The 17,239-nt window shown below is 69.0% G+C and carries 14 protein-coding genes; 8 read left to right on the top strand and 6 right to left on the bottom strand.

What is annotated here, in order from left to right; translation table 11 throughout:
- Positions 1-374 precede the first annotated feature (374 nt).
- The 4 genes from IEY79_RS37485 to IEY79_RS24760 form a co-directional block, all read right to left on the bottom strand.
- On the bottom strand, positions 375-1,265 hold the full coding sequence (locus tag IEY79_RS37485; RefSeq protein ID WP_229701096.1) for a hypothetical protein: 891 nt from the start codon (positions 1,263-1,265) through the stop codon (positions 375-377).
- A gap of 512 nt (positions 1,266-1,777) precedes the next feature.
- Positions 1,778-3,196: an ATP-binding protein gene (locus IEY79_RS24770; RefSeq protein ID WP_189109802.1), complete on the bottom strand. Its 1,419-nt coding sequence runs from the start codon at positions 3,194-3,196 to the stop codon at positions 1,778-1,780.
- 80 nt (positions 3,197-3,276) lie between these two features.
- Entirely contained in the window at positions 3,277-3,438 is a 162-nt protein-coding gene (locus tag IEY79_RS37480; protein WP_229701095.1) for a hypothetical protein, read from the bottom strand.
- A gap of 58 nt (positions 3,439-3,496) precedes the next feature.
- On the bottom strand, positions 3,497-4,414 hold the full coding sequence (locus tag IEY79_RS24760) for a helix-turn-helix transcriptional regulator (RefSeq protein ID WP_189109801.1): 918 nt from the start codon (positions 4,412-4,414) through the stop codon (positions 3,497-3,499).
- A 139-nt stretch (positions 4,415-4,553) separates the two neighbouring features.
- On the opposite strand from IEY79_RS24760, the gene IEY79_RS24755 reads away from it, so the two are divergent.
- The 7 genes from IEY79_RS24755 to IEY79_RS24725 all read left to right on the top strand — a co-directional run bounded on the left by IEY79_RS24755 (position 4,554) and on the right by IEY79_RS24725 (position 12,963).
- A complete protein-coding gene (locus tag IEY79_RS24755) occupies positions 4,554-5,930 on the top strand; it encodes an MFS transporter (RefSeq protein ID WP_189109800.1) in 1,377 nt (458 codons plus the stop codon).
- Between the two features lie 259 nt (positions 5,931-6,189).
- On the top strand, positions 6,190-7,905 hold the full coding sequence (locus tag IEY79_RS24750) for a hypothetical protein (protein ID WP_189109799.1): 1,716 nt from the start codon (positions 6,190-6,192) through the stop codon (positions 7,903-7,905).
- 865 nt (positions 7,906-8,770) lie between these two features.
- Positions 8,771-10,900 carry a sensor histidine kinase gene (locus tag IEY79_RS24745; RefSeq protein WP_189109798.1) on the top strand — a complete coding sequence of 710 codons (2,130 nt, stop codon included), beginning with the start codon at positions 8,771-8,773 and terminating at the stop codon, positions 10,898-10,900.
- Positions 10,901-10,991: 91 nt separating this feature from the next.
- On the top strand, positions 10,992-11,378 hold the full coding sequence (locus IEY79_RS24740; protein WP_189109797.1) for a roadblock/LC7 domain-containing protein: 387 nt from the start codon (positions 10,992-10,994) through the stop codon (positions 11,376-11,378).
- 1 nt (position 11,379) lies between these two features.
- Positions 11,380-11,754, top strand: coding sequence for a DUF742 domain-containing protein (locus IEY79_RS24735; protein WP_189109796.1), 375 nt, complete (start codon positions 11,380-11,382; stop codon positions 11,752-11,754).
- On the top strand, positions 11,744-12,394 hold the full coding sequence (locus IEY79_RS24730) for a GTP-binding protein (protein WP_189109795.1): 651 nt from the start codon (positions 11,744-11,746) through the stop codon (positions 12,392-12,394). The genes IEY79_RS24735 and IEY79_RS24730 overlap by 11 nt, the downstream gene beginning before the upstream one ends.
- Complete coding sequence (locus IEY79_RS24725; RefSeq protein ID WP_189109794.1) at positions 12,391-12,963, top strand: GAF domain-containing protein; 573 nt, start codon at positions 12,391-12,393, stop codon at positions 12,961-12,963. The genes IEY79_RS24730 and IEY79_RS24725 overlap by 4 nt, the downstream gene beginning before the upstream one ends.
- Before the next feature lie 64 nt (positions 12,964-13,027).
- Here IEY79_RS24725 and IEY79_RS24720 read toward each other — a convergent pair whose 3' ends face one another.
- Complete coding sequence (locus IEY79_RS24720) at positions 13,028-14,230, bottom strand: acyl-CoA dehydrogenase family protein (protein WP_189109793.1); 1,203 nt, start codon at positions 14,228-14,230, stop codon at positions 13,028-13,030.
- A 408-nt stretch (positions 14,231-14,638) separates the two neighbouring features.
- Positions 14,639-15,640 (bottom strand): hypothetical protein, encoded by a 1,002-nt coding sequence (locus IEY79_RS24715; protein WP_189109792.1) that lies wholly within the window; start codon positions 15,638-15,640, stop codon positions 14,639-14,641.
- A gap of 20 nt (positions 15,641-15,660) precedes the next feature.
- Here IEY79_RS24715 and IEY79_RS24710 point away from each other — a divergent pair, with 20 nt between their 5' ends.
- Positions 15,661-16,962 carry a CapA family protein gene (locus IEY79_RS24710; protein WP_229701094.1) on the top strand — a complete coding sequence of 434 codons (1,302 nt, stop codon included), beginning with the start codon at positions 15,661-15,663 and terminating at the stop codon, positions 16,960-16,962.
- The last annotated feature ends 277 nt before the right edge of the window (positions 16,963-17,239 follow it).

Below are 17,239 nucleotides of genomic sequence, written 5' to 3'. Positions count from 1 at the left end.
GGGTAGTCGGGAGAGTGTAAGGATAAGGTCCTCTCGATGGAATTCGAGTCCAGTCACCAGAAGGATCCGCGTATGCTTATCGAGCGCCTCAATAAGCTCCTCCGGGAGGCCCGCCACAGCCGGGATCGCCCAAGCTTCCTTTGGGAGGACCTGGTCGAGGTCAGCTTCTTTCACAGGTCGCTGTACGTGCACAGAAATTGGTTTAAAAAATTTGAGTGGGCCTCTTGAGGAGCGCTCAGCCCGCCTAATGATGCGATCCCCCGAAAGTTCGATGGCACGCAACACTGCCAGTTCTGCGACAGCGGTGAACAAGATCAAACGGTCATCGCGTTGCACAGCTTGTCTCCGGTTATCTTGACGTATCTTTCGCGAGGCTAGAGGTTGTAGTCGCGAGCCCGATCTGTACAGTCATATTGCCCCCACAAAAGGGCTCCCTGCCCGCGATCAACCTTAATCGTTCCGTGCTTTAGTACATATGACGAGGACTCGCCACCCTTCGCCTTCTGCGCCAAAAGCGTGAGGACTCTGCCCATTGCGTTCATATCGAGGCCGAAGCGACGACGTTCCTCGATCAGGCTTTGATCCAGATACCGACCGTAAAGACGTTCAACACCCGGCTGCCGGTCCAATGTAGCTCTCGCCAGCCGGAGTTGCTCCAATGTGACTTCGCCGATCTCCTGCCGGTCATGACAACCGGAACGATGAGGGCGTTCACGACACAAGACGCCCATGTTCCACGGGTCATGGAACAGCAGCGCAGCACGCTGCATGTCGTTATCACCCTTGAGCCAAAGAGGATGTGTCTCGACTACGCGTCGGATAGTGGGCCAGTCCAACAAATGGGCAATCTCCAGTTTCCGTACGGTCTTATGGCAGATCATGCACTCGGGACTCAAGGCGTGAATCAGCCTCTCCGTGTCCGGCGGGAGTGGAGGCCGCTTTGCCTTCGCCGCCTCCCATGCGATCCGGCGCCGCTCCTGCCGCGTACGCCATGCCGCACGCGGCCCCAGACGCAGAATCACAGTCACGCCTGGGTAGCGCGCTTCCAGAGCCTTCACAAGTTGCTGCCCACTGACGAACGCGGGCTCGGCCAGATCCGGGAGATCGTCTCCAAAAGGCAGCTGGTCGTCCCACCAGCCGCTGACTCTTCGATGTGCATGACCCGCATCCAGGAGCCTGAGATTCGACTCAGCACCGGCCTGCTGCTCCTCGTTCGTGACGGCGTATAGGAACAGCCGATCACCTCGCTGCCGAGGCAGCTTCACACTTAGTTCCACGGCAGACCATGGTGACACTCCCCACTGACATCGGCCCAGCTGCTTGGTCGTCAAAGCATCACAGCTCTTGAGGATGGCGGACAGAACGACCATGATGCTGGCCGAGTACGAGGCGGCCCCAACAGCCGGCTGGGCCTATAACCGAAGTCCGAAGGAACTTCCGCGTTCTGAGGGCTTGCGACGAGCGATGTGCTCGGTTCGTACGCGCCCCCTGCCGGACGAGCACCCTACGGTCTGACATCACCAGCTGACATCAACGTCATCGGACGACGGTGGACGCTGGCGATCGGAACCCGGACCACGGGCCGCCCGGTGAGTACGAACCCGGGCCATCCGTACGGCCGAGGGTTGAACTCCTAAAGCGGGTGTCGCAGGTTCGAATCCTGCCGGGGGCACCACGCATTAGCGCCTTGAACTGGGGTTTCGCCCCAGGAGGGCGCCTCAGCCGGCCCCGGACCCCTCGTTCGGGGTCGTTTGCGTCCGAGCGGTTCGGTTCGAGTTCAGGGGGACCACGCCGCGAGGAGTTCCGCCGGACCGTAGGCGGCGTCGAGTCCCGAGCAGTCGGTTCCACTGCGCGAGAGCGCGATCACGGGCACGGGGGCGGGCGTGAGCGCGGCGCGGTGGTGGTGGAGCGCTGCGAGATCGTGGCGGTCGAACGGGGAGTTCTCCAGCCACTTCACCGAGCCGACGAACAACAGCTCCTTGGCGATCGGCGCGCGGTCCGCTCCCACGACGTCGATCTCCACATCGTTGGTACGGGTCCAGTAACCCCCGATGGCGGGAGCGGCGGGGAGGCTCTCGTCGGGCAGCAGCCGCGCCAGCGCCTCTCGCACCAGAGGTTCAACGGCCCTGCCACGCCAGCTGGTCCAGTTTTCGCGGATGCGCTGCAGCGTCAGGTCACCCCGGCCCCGCTCGATCTCCTGCATCGCCGGGCCCAGGAGCTTCAGCCAGAAGCGGAGGTAGGGATCCGCGACCCGGTAGCGGCGATCCTTCGAAGGCCGCGTGGATACGGGAAGCTCCGCCGCGATCACCCGCTTGTCCGTGAGGATCGCCAGCGACCGCTGGAGCGGGGTCGCTCCGATCCCGCCGGCGGCGCGGGCGATATTGGAGAACGTCCGCTCACCGCTGCCGATCGCCGACAGGACGGTGCGTGCCTGGACCTGCTGGGGGAACTCCGCGGCGAGCGAGCGTTCCGCCGACACCAGCAGGGCCGAGACCGGATCACTGAGTGCCGTCTCCAGGAACTCCCACATCCCGGCGCCGTGCGTCCACTCCGCGCAGATAAGAGGCAGTCCACCGGTGATCAAGGCCGCGTCGAAGGCCGAGGCGGGGTCGAGGCCGAGCATCTCGCCGACCTCCGCCGGATTGAGCGGACCCAGCACCATCTCCCGTCCGCGCTGATGGAACGGACGTCCATAACCGTTCAGCGCCTCCATCATGGACAGGTCGGAGCCGATGAGGACCAGCAGAACCGGCTTCGTCTCCAGCACCCGGTCCCAGCCCCGCTGAAGCATGCCCTCGAAGGCGCCCTCCGCATCCATCAAATAGGGCACCTCGTCCATGACCACGACGCTCGCCCGGTCGTACGGCAGTGCCGCCGCCAGTACGTCGAAGGCCGCGTCCCAACTCGCCGGGCGGGCCGCGGACAGCAGATTCGCCAGCGGAAGGCTGGATGACCGCGCGTCCTGGCTGAGCCGCTCCAGGTCCGCCTCCGGCGACGCCCCTGTCGCGGCATAGAAAAGGAACGGCGCACCGGACCTCTCGGCGAACCGCTCGACCAACCGTGACTTGCCCACCCGACGGCGCCCACGAAGCATCACGCACCGCCCGGGCCGTTCCCCGCCGATCCCGGCCGCCACCTTGCCCAGCTCGCGGTCCAGCGTCTCGAGCTCGTGCCGCCTGCCTACGAAATCTGCCATGTCGCCGCCTTCTGGAGCACCAGCTAACATTGAAGATACTAACCCATTAGTTAGCAACATTGCCGTAGGTGGCAGCTCGGTCACTGTTCGGCCGGGGTCTGGGAGCGGGCCTTGCGGGCCTCGCAGGCGGCGCGGGCGGCGCGGCGGAAGACCGTGAGCCCGGCCGGGCCCGTCTCGATCCCGGCGGTGCCGGCGGTGCCTGCGCCGAGTGGGCGCATCGCGGCGTTGATCGCAGTCAGCACTCCCGGCATCGCCAGAGCCCTGGAGCGACGCCGCGGAAGGCCGCCACCGCGCTGACGTTCACGCCGAACCGCGCGACCACGGGACCGTCGTCGCCCGGCTCGTGCCCCAGTTCGTGAGGAGGCGGAGGTTCTCCCACGCGGGGGACGGGCGTTGGGCGTGGTGGATCGTGAGGGTCTGGTCCGAGCCGTCCGGGAGTTGGAGCGTTTCGAACGAGAGCGTCAGCGTGCCCACCAGGGGGTGCTGGAGGGTGGTCGTGCCGTGGTGGTGTTCGCTGATGTCGTGGTGGGACCAGAGGCGGCGGAAGTCGGCGCTCCCGGAGGCGAGTTCGTCCACCAGTGACCGCAGCCGCGGGTCGTCCGGGCGGCAGCCGGAGTGCAGGCGCAGCGTGCTCACCGTGGCGGCCGCCCGGGTCTCCCAGTCCGTGAACAGGCGGCGGAAGCCGGGGCGCAGGAACAGCAGCCGGGCCCAGTTCCTCTCCCGCGGGGGCAGTTGGTCCCAGTCGCCGAAGAGGGCCGTCGCCGTACGGTTCCAGGCCAGGAGGTCCGAGCGCCAGCCCGTGACGTAGGCCGGTACGCCGTCCAGTGACGTCAGCATCTCGCGCAGCGCCGGGCGCACCCGCTCCCGGTCCGGTGGCGGTGACGTGTTCCGGTTCGTACGGGGGCACTTGACCAGCCTGGTGAGGTGTTCGTGCTCCGCCTCCGTCAGCCGCAGCGCGCGGGAGAGCGCGCCCAGGACCTCCGCCGACACGTTGTGGCCCCTGCCCTGTTCGAGGCGGGTGAGGTACGCGACCGACACCCCCGCGAGCTGCGCCAGCTCCTCGCGTCGCAGGCCCGGCACCCTGCGGTGGCGGCCGTACGCCGGCAGGCCCACGTCCCCCGGGCCCAGCCGTGCGCGGCGGGTGCGCAGGAACGCGCCGATCTCGGCCCGGGGGTCGAAGACCCGGCCCTCGCCGACGTATGTCCTCGGAGCGGTCATGGTCCCGACGGTACGCCCACGGGGTGAGCCGTGACTGTCCCTGCCGGTAGCAGGAACAGCGGAGACCTGGCTGGTCCCCGCCCCGGCCGTGAGGCTCGCCGCATCCGACGCGAGTCATCCACTGTCAGGGGCACATCTCATGTCAGACAACCCGGCCACGACCGAACACCGACGCTGGTCCGCGCGGCTGTGGGTCTCGTTGATGATCTTCAGCGGGGTGATCCTGCTCGACGGTCTCGACATCTCGATGATCGTCGTGGCCGTCCCGGAGATCCAGAGGGAGCTCGGGATGAGCACGGCCGACGCGCAGTGGCTGGTGGGCGCCTACGTCCTGGCGTTCGGCAGCTTCCTGCTGCTGGGCGGGCGGGTGGCGGATCTGTTCGGGCGGCGGCGGGTGCTGGTGGTGGCGATGGGCGCGTTCGCCGTCGTGTCCCTGTTCGGCGCGCTCGTCGACGACGGCGTCCTGCTGATCGTCTCGCGCTTCGTCAAGGGCATGGCGGCGGGCTTCGCCGCGCCGGCCGCCATGTCGCTGCTCACCACGACCTTCCCCGAAGGCCCGCGGCGCAACAGGGCGTTCGGGATCTTCAACGTCTTCGAGGCGTCGGGGTACTCCTCCGGGCTGCTCGTCGGCGGGCTGCTCGCCGGGCTCAACTGGCGGTCGATCTTCGTCCTGCCGATCCCGCTCTCCGTACTCCTGCTCATCGGCGCGCTCCGCTTCCTGCCGCCGGACCCGCCCCGTACGGAGCGTCCGCGTCTCGACATCGGCGGCGCCGTGACCCTGCTCGCCGGCATGCTCCTCCTCGTCTTCACCGTGGTCTCCACGGCGGAGGCCGGCTGGTCGTCGTGGCGGACGGCCGGGGGTTTCGCCCTGTCTGTCCTTCTGCTGGCCGGGTTCCTCATGATCGAGCGGACCGTGCGCGAACCGCTTATCCGGCTGGGGATCTTCCGTAACCGGAATCTGGTGACGGCCAACATCAGCATCGCGCTGCTGTACGGCGGCGCCATGGGGTTCCAGTTCGTCATGGCCCTGTACTTGCAGGATCTGGTGGGCTGGCGGCCGTGGCAGATGGCGCTCGTGCTGCTTCCGGCCGGGCTCATGGTGATCGTCATCGGGCCCGGACTCGGCGCGCTGATGGGCAGATTCGGTGTACGGAAGGTGCTGATGGTGGGGATCGTCGCCTTCCTGCCCTGCTATTTGCTGATGCTGCGCATCGGTCCGGAGCCGGATCTGTGGACGGTCCTGCTGCCCGCTTCCCTGCTCTGGGGCGTGGGTTTCGCGCTGAGCATCGCAACGCTGATGGTCGCGGGGACCAGCGGGGTGCCCGACGAGGAGCAGGGCCTGGCCGCGGGGATGCTCAACAGTTCGCTCCAGGTCGGCGGCGCGTTCGGTCTGGCCGTCGTCACGGCGGCGATCATGCCGGGCACGGAACTGTCCATGCTCCGGCCGGGCCTGGTGGTCGTCTTCGCCTTCGGGGTGCTGACACTTCTGGCCCAGTTCACGCGGAAGCGGGCCTGAAGCGGAATCCTGAGGCCGCGGCGGGCCGAGGCGCTCTCGGAGCCCCTGGTTCCCAACAGCGCTATTAGTGAGGGGTGTTGACTAACCGTCGATGCTCTGCCCAGGGTTCTGCTGGACAGCGGCGCGGACTCGGAGTGATCATGTGTCTGCTGTGACGCCAGATTTGGCATTCGAGACCGTGAGGATGAGTCAGCTGGATGGCATTTCCGCTTCGACTATCTGACCGCACCGCTCCGGTTGCCCGAGGGGGGCTCAGCCAGTGACCCCTGACGAGAACGCGTACGACGAGTACCAGGTCGAGAGAACAGCCGGCGTAGCAGCCGGGGAGGCAGCCGAGGCAGGGGCTGCCGGGACAGCGGTCGCACGACCGGTCGCGCAGCAGGCCGGGCAGCCGGTCGACCGACCCGCCGACCCGTCTCCCGACCGACCCGCCGACCGGTCCCCCGACCGACCCGCCGAGCGAGCCCCCGGCCACACCGAGCAGCGCCCGCCGACCCTCCTGCGGGTGCTGCTCGAACGGCTCAACTGGGCCAAGTTCGCCGTCTTCGACGTGCAGTTCAGCCTCGCCGCCCGGCGCGCCGCCAAGGAGTACGGCAACAGCCGCGTCGGCAACGTCTCCGTCTCCCGCATCACCTTCAAGCGATGGCTGGCCGGGACGCAGTCCCCCCAGGGCGACGCGGCCACCGTGCTGGCGTACATGCTCGGCGTCGAGGTGGACCTGCTGCTCCAGCGGGTGCCCAGCCGCGAGGTGGTCCCCGCCCGACTGCCGCACGGGTCGTCGCTCGCCACCGCCCGCTCGATGGACGCCCTGTGGTCCAGCTCCTCGCTCTCCCCCTCGGAGGCGGCGGCCGGCACCGGAGGGCTCTGGTATCTGGACGGTCTGCGGATCTTCGACGGTACGGCGGTACCCGCCCAGATGTACGAAGCGACGTCGCAGGACGACGTGGTGTCGATCGCGGTCGAGGAGAATCCGCATCTACGCGCGTTCGTTCAGCCCGCGCGTCGGGCCCTGCTGATCGCCTCCCTCGGAGGGAGCGGCGGCGAGGGGCTGTTCGTGCTCGATTCCGCCCGCGCGCGCTACCAGCTGGACGCCGATCCACGCGGCACGCTGCCGATACCGAAGCCGTACCGGCTGGACGACCTGACCTTCGGCATCCTGTGGGCGATGCTCAATCTGGAGGACAGCCTCCTCGCGGACGATCACATTCTCGACAGTGAACGACAGGAGCTGGAGAGCCATTTAGCGATGCCCCGCTCGGCCGTGGCGCGTTCGGCCGTGCCCGAGCTGTCCCGGGTGGGAGCCGCCTGGCTTGGCTCGTACTTCTGCGCGCTGCACATCGAGCGCCATCTCGGCGACGTGACCGAACCGCCCTTCTTCTGGACGCGTGAGCAGACGGGCGAGGAGGGCGCGGCGTGGCTGTTCTTCCGGCACAAGCATGAGCACCTCGCCCGTGCGATGTCCCGGCGCACAGACACGTCCGAACGGCCCGGGCACGCTTTCTGCATTCCGGAGAAGTCCGTCAAGGAAAGCGAGCCGTACGAGCGAATCCTGCTGTTTCTCGCCGTCGCCCTGATGGAGATGCACGGACTGGCCGTGTGGGTCTGCACCGAGGAGGAGTACTCACAGATCGACGAGTTCGTCCTGGCACCCGACGATCGGGTAATAGTGGCCAACTGGCTGCGCTCGGACGGGATTTGGCGTGTTGGCATTACGGATCAGCGATCCCAGGTCCGTACGTACACCCAGGCGATCGACCATGCCCGTGCACACAGCGTGATCGAGGGGCCCACCTCCGGGCACCGACTGCGGGCCCTGGCAGACTATTTGTCGGTCGACTGGCCCTGGCTGCTGCGGCGTTGCCAGGAGTTGGGCGCGTACGGGAGTTCCGGCATGCTCCGGCCGCGCAGCCGGCTGCTGAGCATGGACCAGCTGGACGAGGTCCTGCGTTTCGTGGGCGAACTCGACCCCAGATAGGCGGCGGATGCGGCCGGTCGCGGGCACGCGACCGGCCGCGACGCGGCTCACGCCGGGTCCGGGCCCCGGTTCACGCCCGCCCGGCTCAACCCCCGGTTCGGGGCCGACCGGCGACCGGGCCCGCACCCGGCCCTCGCCCGGTCCGCCACCGCCCGCGCACCACCGTCCCCGCACCACCGCACCAATGACCCGCGTCACATCCGGCCCTCCGCGAATCAAGCGCCACTGACCGGTCCGCCCGGCGGGAATCACCAATTCTCCGCGTTGTGGAGGTCAAGCATGGTTGAAGTGCCTTGCCGTTGGGCAGAGTTGAGTAGAGGATTGCGATGCGCGGTTTGAGAGGTTCTTCCTCAAGTCCACCTCAAGTCCCGCACAATTGCGGCCCCCTACTGATCGACGCGACCCGCGATATCGATCGTTTGGCGGTCGCATCGTCGTCGTGCCCTGCCGACGGCGCCTTTCCGTTCGAGCCAATAGCCGCTTTTGCGTGCTTCACATTGTGAAGCCCGTGGGATGAAGCGACCGCCGAACGATCCCTTCCGCCCGTGGCGGCGAACGCGCTTTCACATCAAGCTTGTTATGGCTCTTAATGACGCTGGCATGTGCCTGTCCCGTCCAACTGCCCGTCTGTGAAGGCTCCTTATCCCCATGGTCCGCTCCCTCAGGCTCGCATCGCCGGCCCGGATGTACCGGCCGGCTGACGCGGCAGCTCCCGAGGACCGCGGACGGGACAGTGAGCCAAGGGGCGTCTTCGAAGTCCCGCCCGGCCGGCGACGTCCGGCACACGCGCCCGGAGCCCCAAGCCGGCGCGGAAGCGCGGCCCCTCCACCTTCATCCGCCGGTCCCCGTCGTACCGAGGACATTTATGCCTGAACTCTCCCCGCACGCCGCCCCCGCCGACCGCCGTAGCGGTCGGCGGCGCGGACGTTCCGCTCGGAACACCGGGAACACCGGGAACGCCGCCCAGGCCCCGGCCAAGGCCAATCGCAATCTGGCCACCGAGAAGGGCCTCCGTTCGCGGATCCGCCTTCTCGTCGTGACGCCGGTGGCCACGGTGTCGGTGCTGGCCGCCGGCTCCTGGTCCACCTGGTACTTCGTCGGGAACACCGTGGCGACCTGGTCCGCTGTCGGCGCCGCCGCCGTCATCGGCGTGGGCTCGATGGTCGCCGCCACCCGTAAGGCGGCGGCCGTCTCCACCGCCGTTCACGAGCAGCGGGTCACCAACGCCACCTCCGCCCGCCAGTGGGTCGAGCGCTTCGAGGCCGTCACGGCCGAGGGGCAGAAGAACATCGCCCAGCTGCTGGAGCAGATCACGCGTGGCGAGCGGCCCCTCCTGCCCGAGCCGATGCCCCACGTCGTCAGCCAGGGCAACCCGTTCGCCGATCTCGAACAGGCTCTGCGTCTCGCGCAGCACCAGGCGCTGGCCGCCGTCGCCGAGGCAGGCGCGCGCCAGCAGGTGGACGTGTTCGTCAACATCGCCCAGCGGCTGCACGCCCTGGTCAACCGCGCGCTGGCCCGGCTGGACGATCTGGAGAGCGAGGTCGAGGACCCGGACCTGCTCGGCGGTCTCTTCGGCGTCGACCACCTGGTCACCCAGTTCCGCCGCCAGGTGGAGAGCCTGGCCGTGATGGGCGGTGCGGTCCCCCGCCGTATCAACAAGCCCGTCCCGCTGCCGACCGTGCTGCGCCAGGGTGTCGCCGAGATCGAGCAGTACGCCCGTGTACGTGTGATCCAGCCGCCCGAGGGCACGCTGCCCGGCTACGCCGCGGCCGAGGTCATCCACCTGCTGGCCGAACTCGTCGAGAACGCCGCCCGGTTCTCCGCCCCGGAGACCCAGGTGACGCTGCGCGCCGAGCGCGTCCCGGCCGGTCTCGCGATCGAGATCGACGACCGCGGGCTGCCGATGGCACCCGAGAAGCTGGAGCGGATGAACCGGCTGCTCACCAGGCCGGACCAGTTCGACATCCGCGAGCAGCTGGAGGATGGCCGGATCGGGCTGTTCGTGGTCGCCCAGATCGCGCGCAGGCACGACATCGAGGTCGCGCTGCGCCGCAACATCTACGGCGGCACCCAGGCCGTCGTCGTACTGCCGAGCGCGCTGCTCGACGCGGCTCCCCCGCCGCCCGTGCAGCGTCAGCCGGAGCAGGAGCAGCACCGGCCGGGGACCGCCGAGCACGCGCAGCGCATGGAGCCGTCGCACGAGCCGTCGTCCGGCGCGGCCTGGTCGCACCCGCAGTCCCCCGCACAGCCGACGTCACCGCAGACGCCCGCGCACACCCCCCAGCAGGCGCCGCACGACTCGCCGTACCAGGCCCCCCAGCCGTCGTACGCCTCGAACGACCACCGCAGCCCGCTGCCCGCCGAGGCGGGTGCCCGCAGCTCGCGCGGCGGTCGCGGCACGCACGGCGAGACGCCGAGTTCCGTGCGCCGCATCGGCTCCCCCTCGGCCCACGCGGCCGCGGCGGCCGCCGCGACGGCGACGGCCCCGGGCGGCCCCGGCTCCACCGGCGAAGTCCCGCTCCCCCAGCGGAAACCCGCCGCGTACAGCGCGAGCAACGGTCAGAGCAACGGCGTCCACGGAGGTGCCCACACCCCGGGCAGCCTCGGTGGCGCCCACGCGGAATCCCCGTACGGCACCGGAAACCACCAGGGCTCCGGACACACCGGCGGCGGCCGGCCCACCGCCACCGCCCACCCCAACTCCGGCCAATCCAGCGCCGGCCGCTCCACCACCGGCTCTGCCGACGTCACACCCCCCGAGGTCCCCCGATCCACCCAGGCCTCACCCCCCAGCGACGCCAGCACTCCCCCCGGCCGTCGGCCGACCTTGCCCCGGCGGAGCGAGACGTACCGCGGACCTGAGTTCCCGCGGCTCGCCGACGCCGACCGAGAGGTCGTCGCACCGAATCCGGATCTGATGGCTCGTTTCGCCTCAGGTATCAGGCTCGCCAGTTCGGAAGACGGCCCTCAGGGGCCCCCCGACCAGACGAGCTGACGCTGCCTTCGGCGGTCGCCCAACCACTTACGGAGTCACTCTCTTGCCAAACGAAGTTTTTTCGGCCCAGCAGCCCGATCTGGACTGGTTGATGGCTGATTTCATCAGGCGCGTCCCCGGTACCGAGGGCGCCGTCCTGGCTTCCAGTGACGGAGTGCGCAAGCACTCGTACGGTCTGAGCATCGACTCGGCGGACAAGCTGAGCGCGATCAGCACCGCGCTGTGCTCCCTGGCCGGCGGCGTCCGTGACATCAAGGGTCCCGCCGACGGCAGGGTCAGGCAGGTGGTGGTCGAACACGACAACGGGCTGCTCTTCGTGTCCATGGCCGGCCCCGGGGCGGTACTGGGTGTGCTCGCTTCCGACAGCGCAGACCTCGGCGCAGTCGGTTTCGAGATGGGGCAGCTGGTCAAGAGCGTGCCCGAACACCTGAGTACACCGCCGCGGCTCCGGCAGCCCTCCGACGACCGGGTGCACTGACATGGCGGCTTTAGACGGCACCCCCTGGGTCGACGACGACGAGCACGAGGTCCGTCCGTACGCCCTGACGGGTGGGCGAACGCGGCCCACGAACGAGATGAGTCTGTCGTCGCTCCTCAAGGCACGCGCCACGGCGCCGGAGGGCTACCTCAGCCCTGAGGCGGCCCACTGTCTCGCGCTCTGCCGCGGCGAGGCACGGTCGGTCGCTGAGGTCGCCGCCACTCTGGGCCAGCCGGTCCAGGTGGCCAAGATCCTGCTCTCCGACCTGCTGGACGCGGGGGCACTGATCATGGCGATGCCCACGAGAACGGCCGACCCGAAAGATCCGAATCTGCTGGAGGCAGTGCTTGAGGGGCTACGAACCTATGTCGTCTGACGATCCCATCGCCTTGAAAATCGTGGTCGGCGGCGGCTTCGGCGTCGGCAAGACCACCATGATCGGCTCGGTCAGCGAGATCAAGCCGCTGTCCACCGAGGAGACGCTGACCTCGGCGAGCAGCGGGACGGGCACCGACCGGCTGGAGGGCATCGAGAACAAGTCGACCACCACGGTCGCCCTGGACTTCGGCCGTATCACCCTCCAGAAGCAGAACATGGTGCTGCTGCTGTTCGGCACTCCGGGGCAGCAGCGGTTCTGGTTCACCTGGGACGATCTGTCGCTGGGTGCCATCGGGGCCGTCGTCCTGGCCGACACGCGCCGGCTGCTGGACTGTTTCGCCGCCGTCGAGTACTTCGAGAGCCGCGACGTGCCCTTCGTCGTCGCCGTCAACGAGTTCGACGCCGACGACGCCTACCGCTACAGCTCGGAAGAGGTCCGCGAGGCGCTCGAACTCAAGGCTGACGTACCGGTGTTGCTCTGCGACGCCCGCGACCCGGCGTCTGCCAAGCACGTACTGGTCTCACTCGTCTCGTACGCGCACGCGGTCTCGCTCCGCCGCGCGCGGGAGCGGGCCGTCCAGGCCCCGCCCGCCGCACCCCCCCTTCAGCACTCCAGCGATCTGGGAGCCACCTCATGACGTACGACACCGAAGCGGGACTGCATCTCCCCGCGCCCGACATGGAATTGGCGCAGCGGGAGGCCCGGCTGCGCGAGCTGGGTCTGGGTGACATGCCCGACGCTCAGTTCGACGCGTTCGCGACGCAGCTCGCGCAGGCGGCGGGCGCACCGTACGCGATGGTCAACTTCATCACCGGCCACCAGTTCTTCGCCGGTCTGCACACGCCGGGCGCGCCCGCGGGTCCCTCGGGCGAGGCGAACAACGCGCCCGAGGTGAGCCGGATCATGTCCCGTGACCACGGGTACTGCCCGGACGTCCTCAACCGCCGTAAGGCGCTGGTGCTTCCGGACGTGTACGCGTACCCGCGCTTCGCCTCGAACGAGGTGGTGGACCTGATCGGTATCCGGACCTACGCGGGCGCTCCCCTCATCGACGAGCGCACGGACACGGTGCTGGGCACGGTCTGCTTCGTGGGTACGGACCCGCGCGGCAAGGAGACGGGCCGCGACACGCTGCAGCTCATCAAGGAGAGCCGCGACGAGCTGATGCGCCTGATCTACCAGCGCACCGGTGGAGGCCCGCGCTAACGAGCGGGCCTCACGGCACTGCGACGTACGACTTCAGAACCGCGGGACGTACGGCCTCACAACTTCAGACGGCGACCGCCGCCCCCGCTCCGGCGTGGGCGGCCAGTCGTCGTGACCAGTCGCCCTTCGAGGTGCCCAGCGCCGTCTCGGCCAGCCGCTGGAGCTGGATGTCGGACGTGCCGGCCGGTGCGAAGATGTGGAACGCGTCGCGCGTGTAGCGCTCGATGGGCAGGTCGGCCGAGAGGCCGATGCCCGCGTGGATCTCCATGGCGGCACGGGCGGAGTCCATCGCCGACTCGACGTTGATCAGTTTGGCGTTCATCAACTCGGCGTCGCACGGGAGCCCTTGGTCCAGCAGATGCACGGCGTGGTACGCCGTCAGCCGGGCCGTCATGAGCGCCGACTGCATCTTCCCCAGCTTCTGCTTGATCGTGGGGAGTTCGGCGAGGGGCGCCCCGTAACGCTGGCGCGAGGTCGCGAACGCGATGGTCTCCTCCAGGACGGCCCGGTGGATGCCCAGCGCGACGGCGGTGAGGTTGGCCCGGCCGTAGAGGATGCTGGACGAGTACGCGACGGGCAGCCCGTCGCCCTCGTTGCCCAGCAGATTGGCCGCGGGGACCCGGCAGTTGTTGAAGATCAGCTCGCCGAAGGAGAATCCGTGCAGGCCCATGGCGGGCCGGTGCGGGGCCAGCGAGAAGCCGGGGCGGTCAGCCTCCACCAGGAAGGCGGAGAGGCCCTTGCTGCCCGGTCCGGTGCGCACCACGACACCGTGCAGATCGCCGACGTGCGAATTGCCGACGAACACCTTGGCGCCGTTGAGTATGTAGTCGTCGCCGTCGCGGTGGGCGGTGGCCTCCATACCCAGGACATGGCCGCCCGAGCCGGACTCCGTCACGGCGATGGTCGGCAGACAGGAGCCCGCCGCGATCTCCGGGAGCCAGGTCTTCTTCTGGGTCTCGTTGCCGAAGTGAATGATCTTCGCGACACCGAGCTGCGATGCCTGCACCATGGCACCCATGGCACCGCTGACCCGGGCCAGCTCCTCGATGATGATGGTCTTCGCGACATGGCCGGCTCCCATGCCGCCGTACATGGGATCGATGGTCGCGCCCAGCCAGCCCTGCCAGGCGATGAGCTGGGACAGCTCGTGCTGGACGGCCTTGGACGCTTCCATCTCCGGTATGCGCGGGCGGACCTCGGCCTCGGCGAACGCGCGGACCTGCGCGCGGAGACGTTCATGGAATTCCGTGGTGAAATAGCCACTCATGCGCCTGTACAGCCCTCTCGAATGAGACATCTGTCAACTGTCAACATGGTTAGAACTGATCGGGTGCTCTCAGATCGGTCAGCGGAACCGGAACTCGCCCTACCGGCGGCAGGCGCTCCTACACAGTGACGATTTCCCGCTCTCGTTGCAGCACCGCACAGGGGTCGTTTGTGGGTCGTTTGCTGCGATGACTACACCCCGTGTCCGCCTGACTCTGTGTCAATCCGGCCTTTCTCACGTTTTGGCCGATCCGGCGCGTGACCCCATCCGAACGGCAAACGATCCCCGCACGGTCCACGAACGATCACGTTCGACGGTATGAAACACGCCAAGAGACGTTTGCGGGCTATTCGGGCATGCCCCGGGCACTCTCCGGTCCCGTCCGGGCACCGTGAGACACCGCGGCGATCAGCTCGCTCCGGAGCCGGCGCCCCACTCCCGGACCGCCGCCGCCATCGCCGCGACCGCCCGGTCCGTACGCGCCGCGTCGCCCCGCACCGTGCGGTTCACCTCGATGTGCAGGAAGGGCACGCCCTCGTCGGCGGCGAGCCTGCCCTGCTTGTTGTTCCGGCCTTCGAGCGGGCACTTCTCCTCCCAGGCACGGCAGACCTGGAACCCGTCGGCGTCCAACGCGCCCGCGAGCGTGCGCGCCTGGGAGCGCGCCCGGTCGCCCGCGCCGGTGGAGATGACCAGATCCCGGCCCGGGACGGTGCTGTCGGCGTACCCGTGGACCTGGATGCCGGGGATGGACCGGTCCACCAGTTCGGCGGCGATCGCGTGGAAGACGGTGTCCCGGCGGTGGGCGACATCGGCCGCGTTGCCCTCGCCCGCCCGGCGGTGGGCACCCGCGATGACGAGGATCCCGCCGGGCGCGGAGCGCAGTACGCCCGCGCCGAGCCGGTCGGTGTACGCGTCGGCGACCGGGTGCGGGACCTGCACGCTGTAGCGCGGCGCGGTGTCCAGGTCGATGTAGACCCGTCCCCAGCCGCGCCGGGTCTCCTCCGTCCGGTCGGCGATCTCCGCGTATCTGCGGCCGGGGCCTTCCCCGTCGCGCGGCGTGTCGCGCACGATCCGTACGCCGAAGTCCACCTCGGCCAGCCTGCGCTCGCCCTTCTCGTGCTCGCCGTCGACGTACAGGCCCACGCCCTCGGCCAGCGCCTCGCGTTCGGCGCGGTCCGGGGGACGGAAGCGGGAGTCGGCGACGACCTCCATGGCGTACGCGGAGAGCCGGCGTTCCAGGCCGGACGAGGGGCCGTCGGCGGGGCCCGGGCCGGGGGACGGGGCGTCCGTGCGGGCGCTGTCGAGAGCCGGAACGACCACCGCGACCGCTGCCACCAGGAGTGCCAGAAGTACGGCGGTGCGCGGCAGGTTTGCCGGTACCGTTATCTTTTTGGTCGGAACGGGGCTCATTGTCGAGTGAAAATATCAGGGTGACACCACAAAGAAACACGTCCTTCCTACGCGGCCGCCTGCCCAGGAGCACCGTCGCACTGGCGTTCGCGCTCCTCGCGACGACGGCGGCCGGCTGCTCCGTCGTCGGCGGCGAGAGCGAGGCCGCGGGGCCGAAGGGCGACCCGGCCTTCACCGTCGCCGCGGCCGGCGACATCCTGATCCACCCGGCCCTGACCCAGCAGGCGTACCGGGACGCCGGTGTCACCGAAGTCCCCGAGCCGGTCGGCGAGAAGGTCGGCGCGGACGTCCCGGACCCCGATTTCCACAAGATCATGGCCGGGGTGAAGCCCGTCATCAGCAAGGCGGATCTGGCCATCTGCCACTTCGAGCCGGTGGTCGCCGGGCCGAAGGGCCCCTTCCGCGGCTTCCCCGACTTCCTGGTGCCGCCGCAGATCACCACCGCGATCAAGGACACCGGTTACGACACCTGCTCGACCGCCTCCAACCACACGCTGGACGACGGCCCGGGCGGCGTGAAGCGCACCCTTGACGCGCTCGACGCCGCCGGGGTGAAGCACACCGGTTCCGCGCGCAGCGCCGCCGAGGCGGCCAAGCCGCTGATCGTGGACGTCAAGGGCGTGCGCGTGGCGCAGCTTTCGTACGCCTTCGGCTTCAACGGCCGGGAGGTACCGGCGGACAAGCCCTGGCTCACCAACAAGAACTCGCTCGACGCGATCTCCGCCGCCGAGAAGGCCGCGCGCAAAGCAGGCGCCGAGGTCGTGATCCTGAGCATCCACTGGGGGCGGGAGCACCATCCCGACCCCCATTCCACCCAGCTCAAACTGGGCCGGCGGATCGCCAAGGAGACCGGGGTCGATCTGATCATCGGCCACCACGCGCATGTGGTGCAGCCGATGGAGAAGGTGGACGGCACCTGGATCGCGTACGGCCTGGGGAACCAGCTCGCCCGGCACGACGTGCCGTCGGGGCTGACCGAGGAAGGCGCCATCGGCTGGTTCGAGTTCCACAAGAAGTCCGGCGGCGGCTGGGACGTGGAGGCGCGCTACGCGCCGACCTTCGTCACGATCCCTCCCGAGGAGGAGGGCGAGGCCGACGCGGGCGCGGACGGCGCGGTCGTCGAGCAGTCCCCCGGCCCCGCGAAGGGCGCGGCGAAGGACCACCGGCTGCTGGACATCGCGGGGGCCCTGCGGGCGGACAAGGACCTGTCGGCCGAGGAACGGGCCCAGTACCGGCTCGCCTTCGAACGCACCCGGGGCACGATGCTCAACCGCGGCGCGGCGAAGGACGGTCTGCGGCCGTTGAACGAGCTGCCGGACTGAGCCACGGCCTGCCCGGCCGATCTTCGCGGGCCCGGAACGCCCGGCAGACCCGCGAAGATCCGGCGGACAGGCCCCAGCGTCCATCGAGAGTTGAACGAGCCCCCCTCGGTACGTAAGACGGCGGACACGCGCGTGGCCCAGCATCCGAACACGCGGAGAGCCGGGAAACCGAAGTTCTGGATCACGCCTGGGATCATGCCTGCGCGCGCGTTGACGGAATCTCCCGGTCCAAACGTCGCGTAGGTCACACCCGTCACTCTTCGTGCAACCATCCCCA

The sequence above is a fragment of the Streptomyces camponoticapitis genome (assembly GCF_014646115.1).
GTDB classification, from domain to species: domain Bacteria; phylum Actinomycetota; class Actinomycetes; order Streptomycetales; family Streptomycetaceae; genus Streptomyces; species Streptomyces camponoticapitis.
This window is presented reverse-complemented; position numbering and strand designations above follow the sequence as displayed.

What these genes read in the sequence shown, in the direction of transcription:
- IEY79_RS24755 (WP_189109800.1), top strand. Translation starts at nt 4,554, where the DNA reads ATGTCAGACAACCCGGCCACGACCGAACACCGACGCTGGTCCGCGCGG.
- IEY79_RS24725 (WP_189109794.1), top strand. Translation starts at nt 12,391, where the DNA reads ATGACGTACGACACCGAAGCGGGACTGCATCTCCCCGCGCCCGACATG.
- IEY79_RS24745 (WP_189109798.1), top strand. Translation starts at nt 8,771, where the DNA reads ATGCCTGAACTCTCCCCGCACGCCGCCCCCGCCGACCGCCGTAGCGGT.
- IEY79_RS24740 (WP_189109797.1), top strand. Translation starts at nt 10,992, where the DNA reads ATGGCTGATTTCATCAGGCGCGTCCCCGGTACCGAGGGCGCCGTCCTG.
- IEY79_RS24770 (WP_189109802.1), bottom strand. Translation starts at nt 3,196, where the DNA reads ATGGCAGATTTCGTAGGCAGGCGGCACGAGCTCGAGACGCTGGACCGC.
- IEY79_RS24730 (WP_189109795.1), top strand. Translation starts at nt 11,744, where the DNA reads ATGTCGTCTGACGATCCCATCGCCTTGAAAATCGTGGTCGGCGGCGGC.
- IEY79_RS24760 (WP_189109801.1), bottom strand. Translation starts at nt 4,414, where the DNA reads ATGACCGCTCCGAGGACATACGTCGGCGAGGGCCGGGTCTTCGACCCC.
- IEY79_RS24715 (WP_189109792.1), bottom strand. Translation starts at nt 15,640, where the DNA reads ATGAGCCCCGTTCCGACCAAAAAGATAACGGTACCGGCAAACCTGCCG.
- IEY79_RS24735 (WP_189109796.1), top strand. Translation starts at nt 11,380, where the DNA reads ATGGCGGCTTTAGACGGCACCCCCTGGGTCGACGACGACGAGCACGAG.
- IEY79_RS24720 (WP_189109793.1), bottom strand. Translation starts at nt 14,230, where the DNA reads ATGAGTGGCTATTTCACCACGGAATTCCATGAACGTCTCCGCGCGCAG.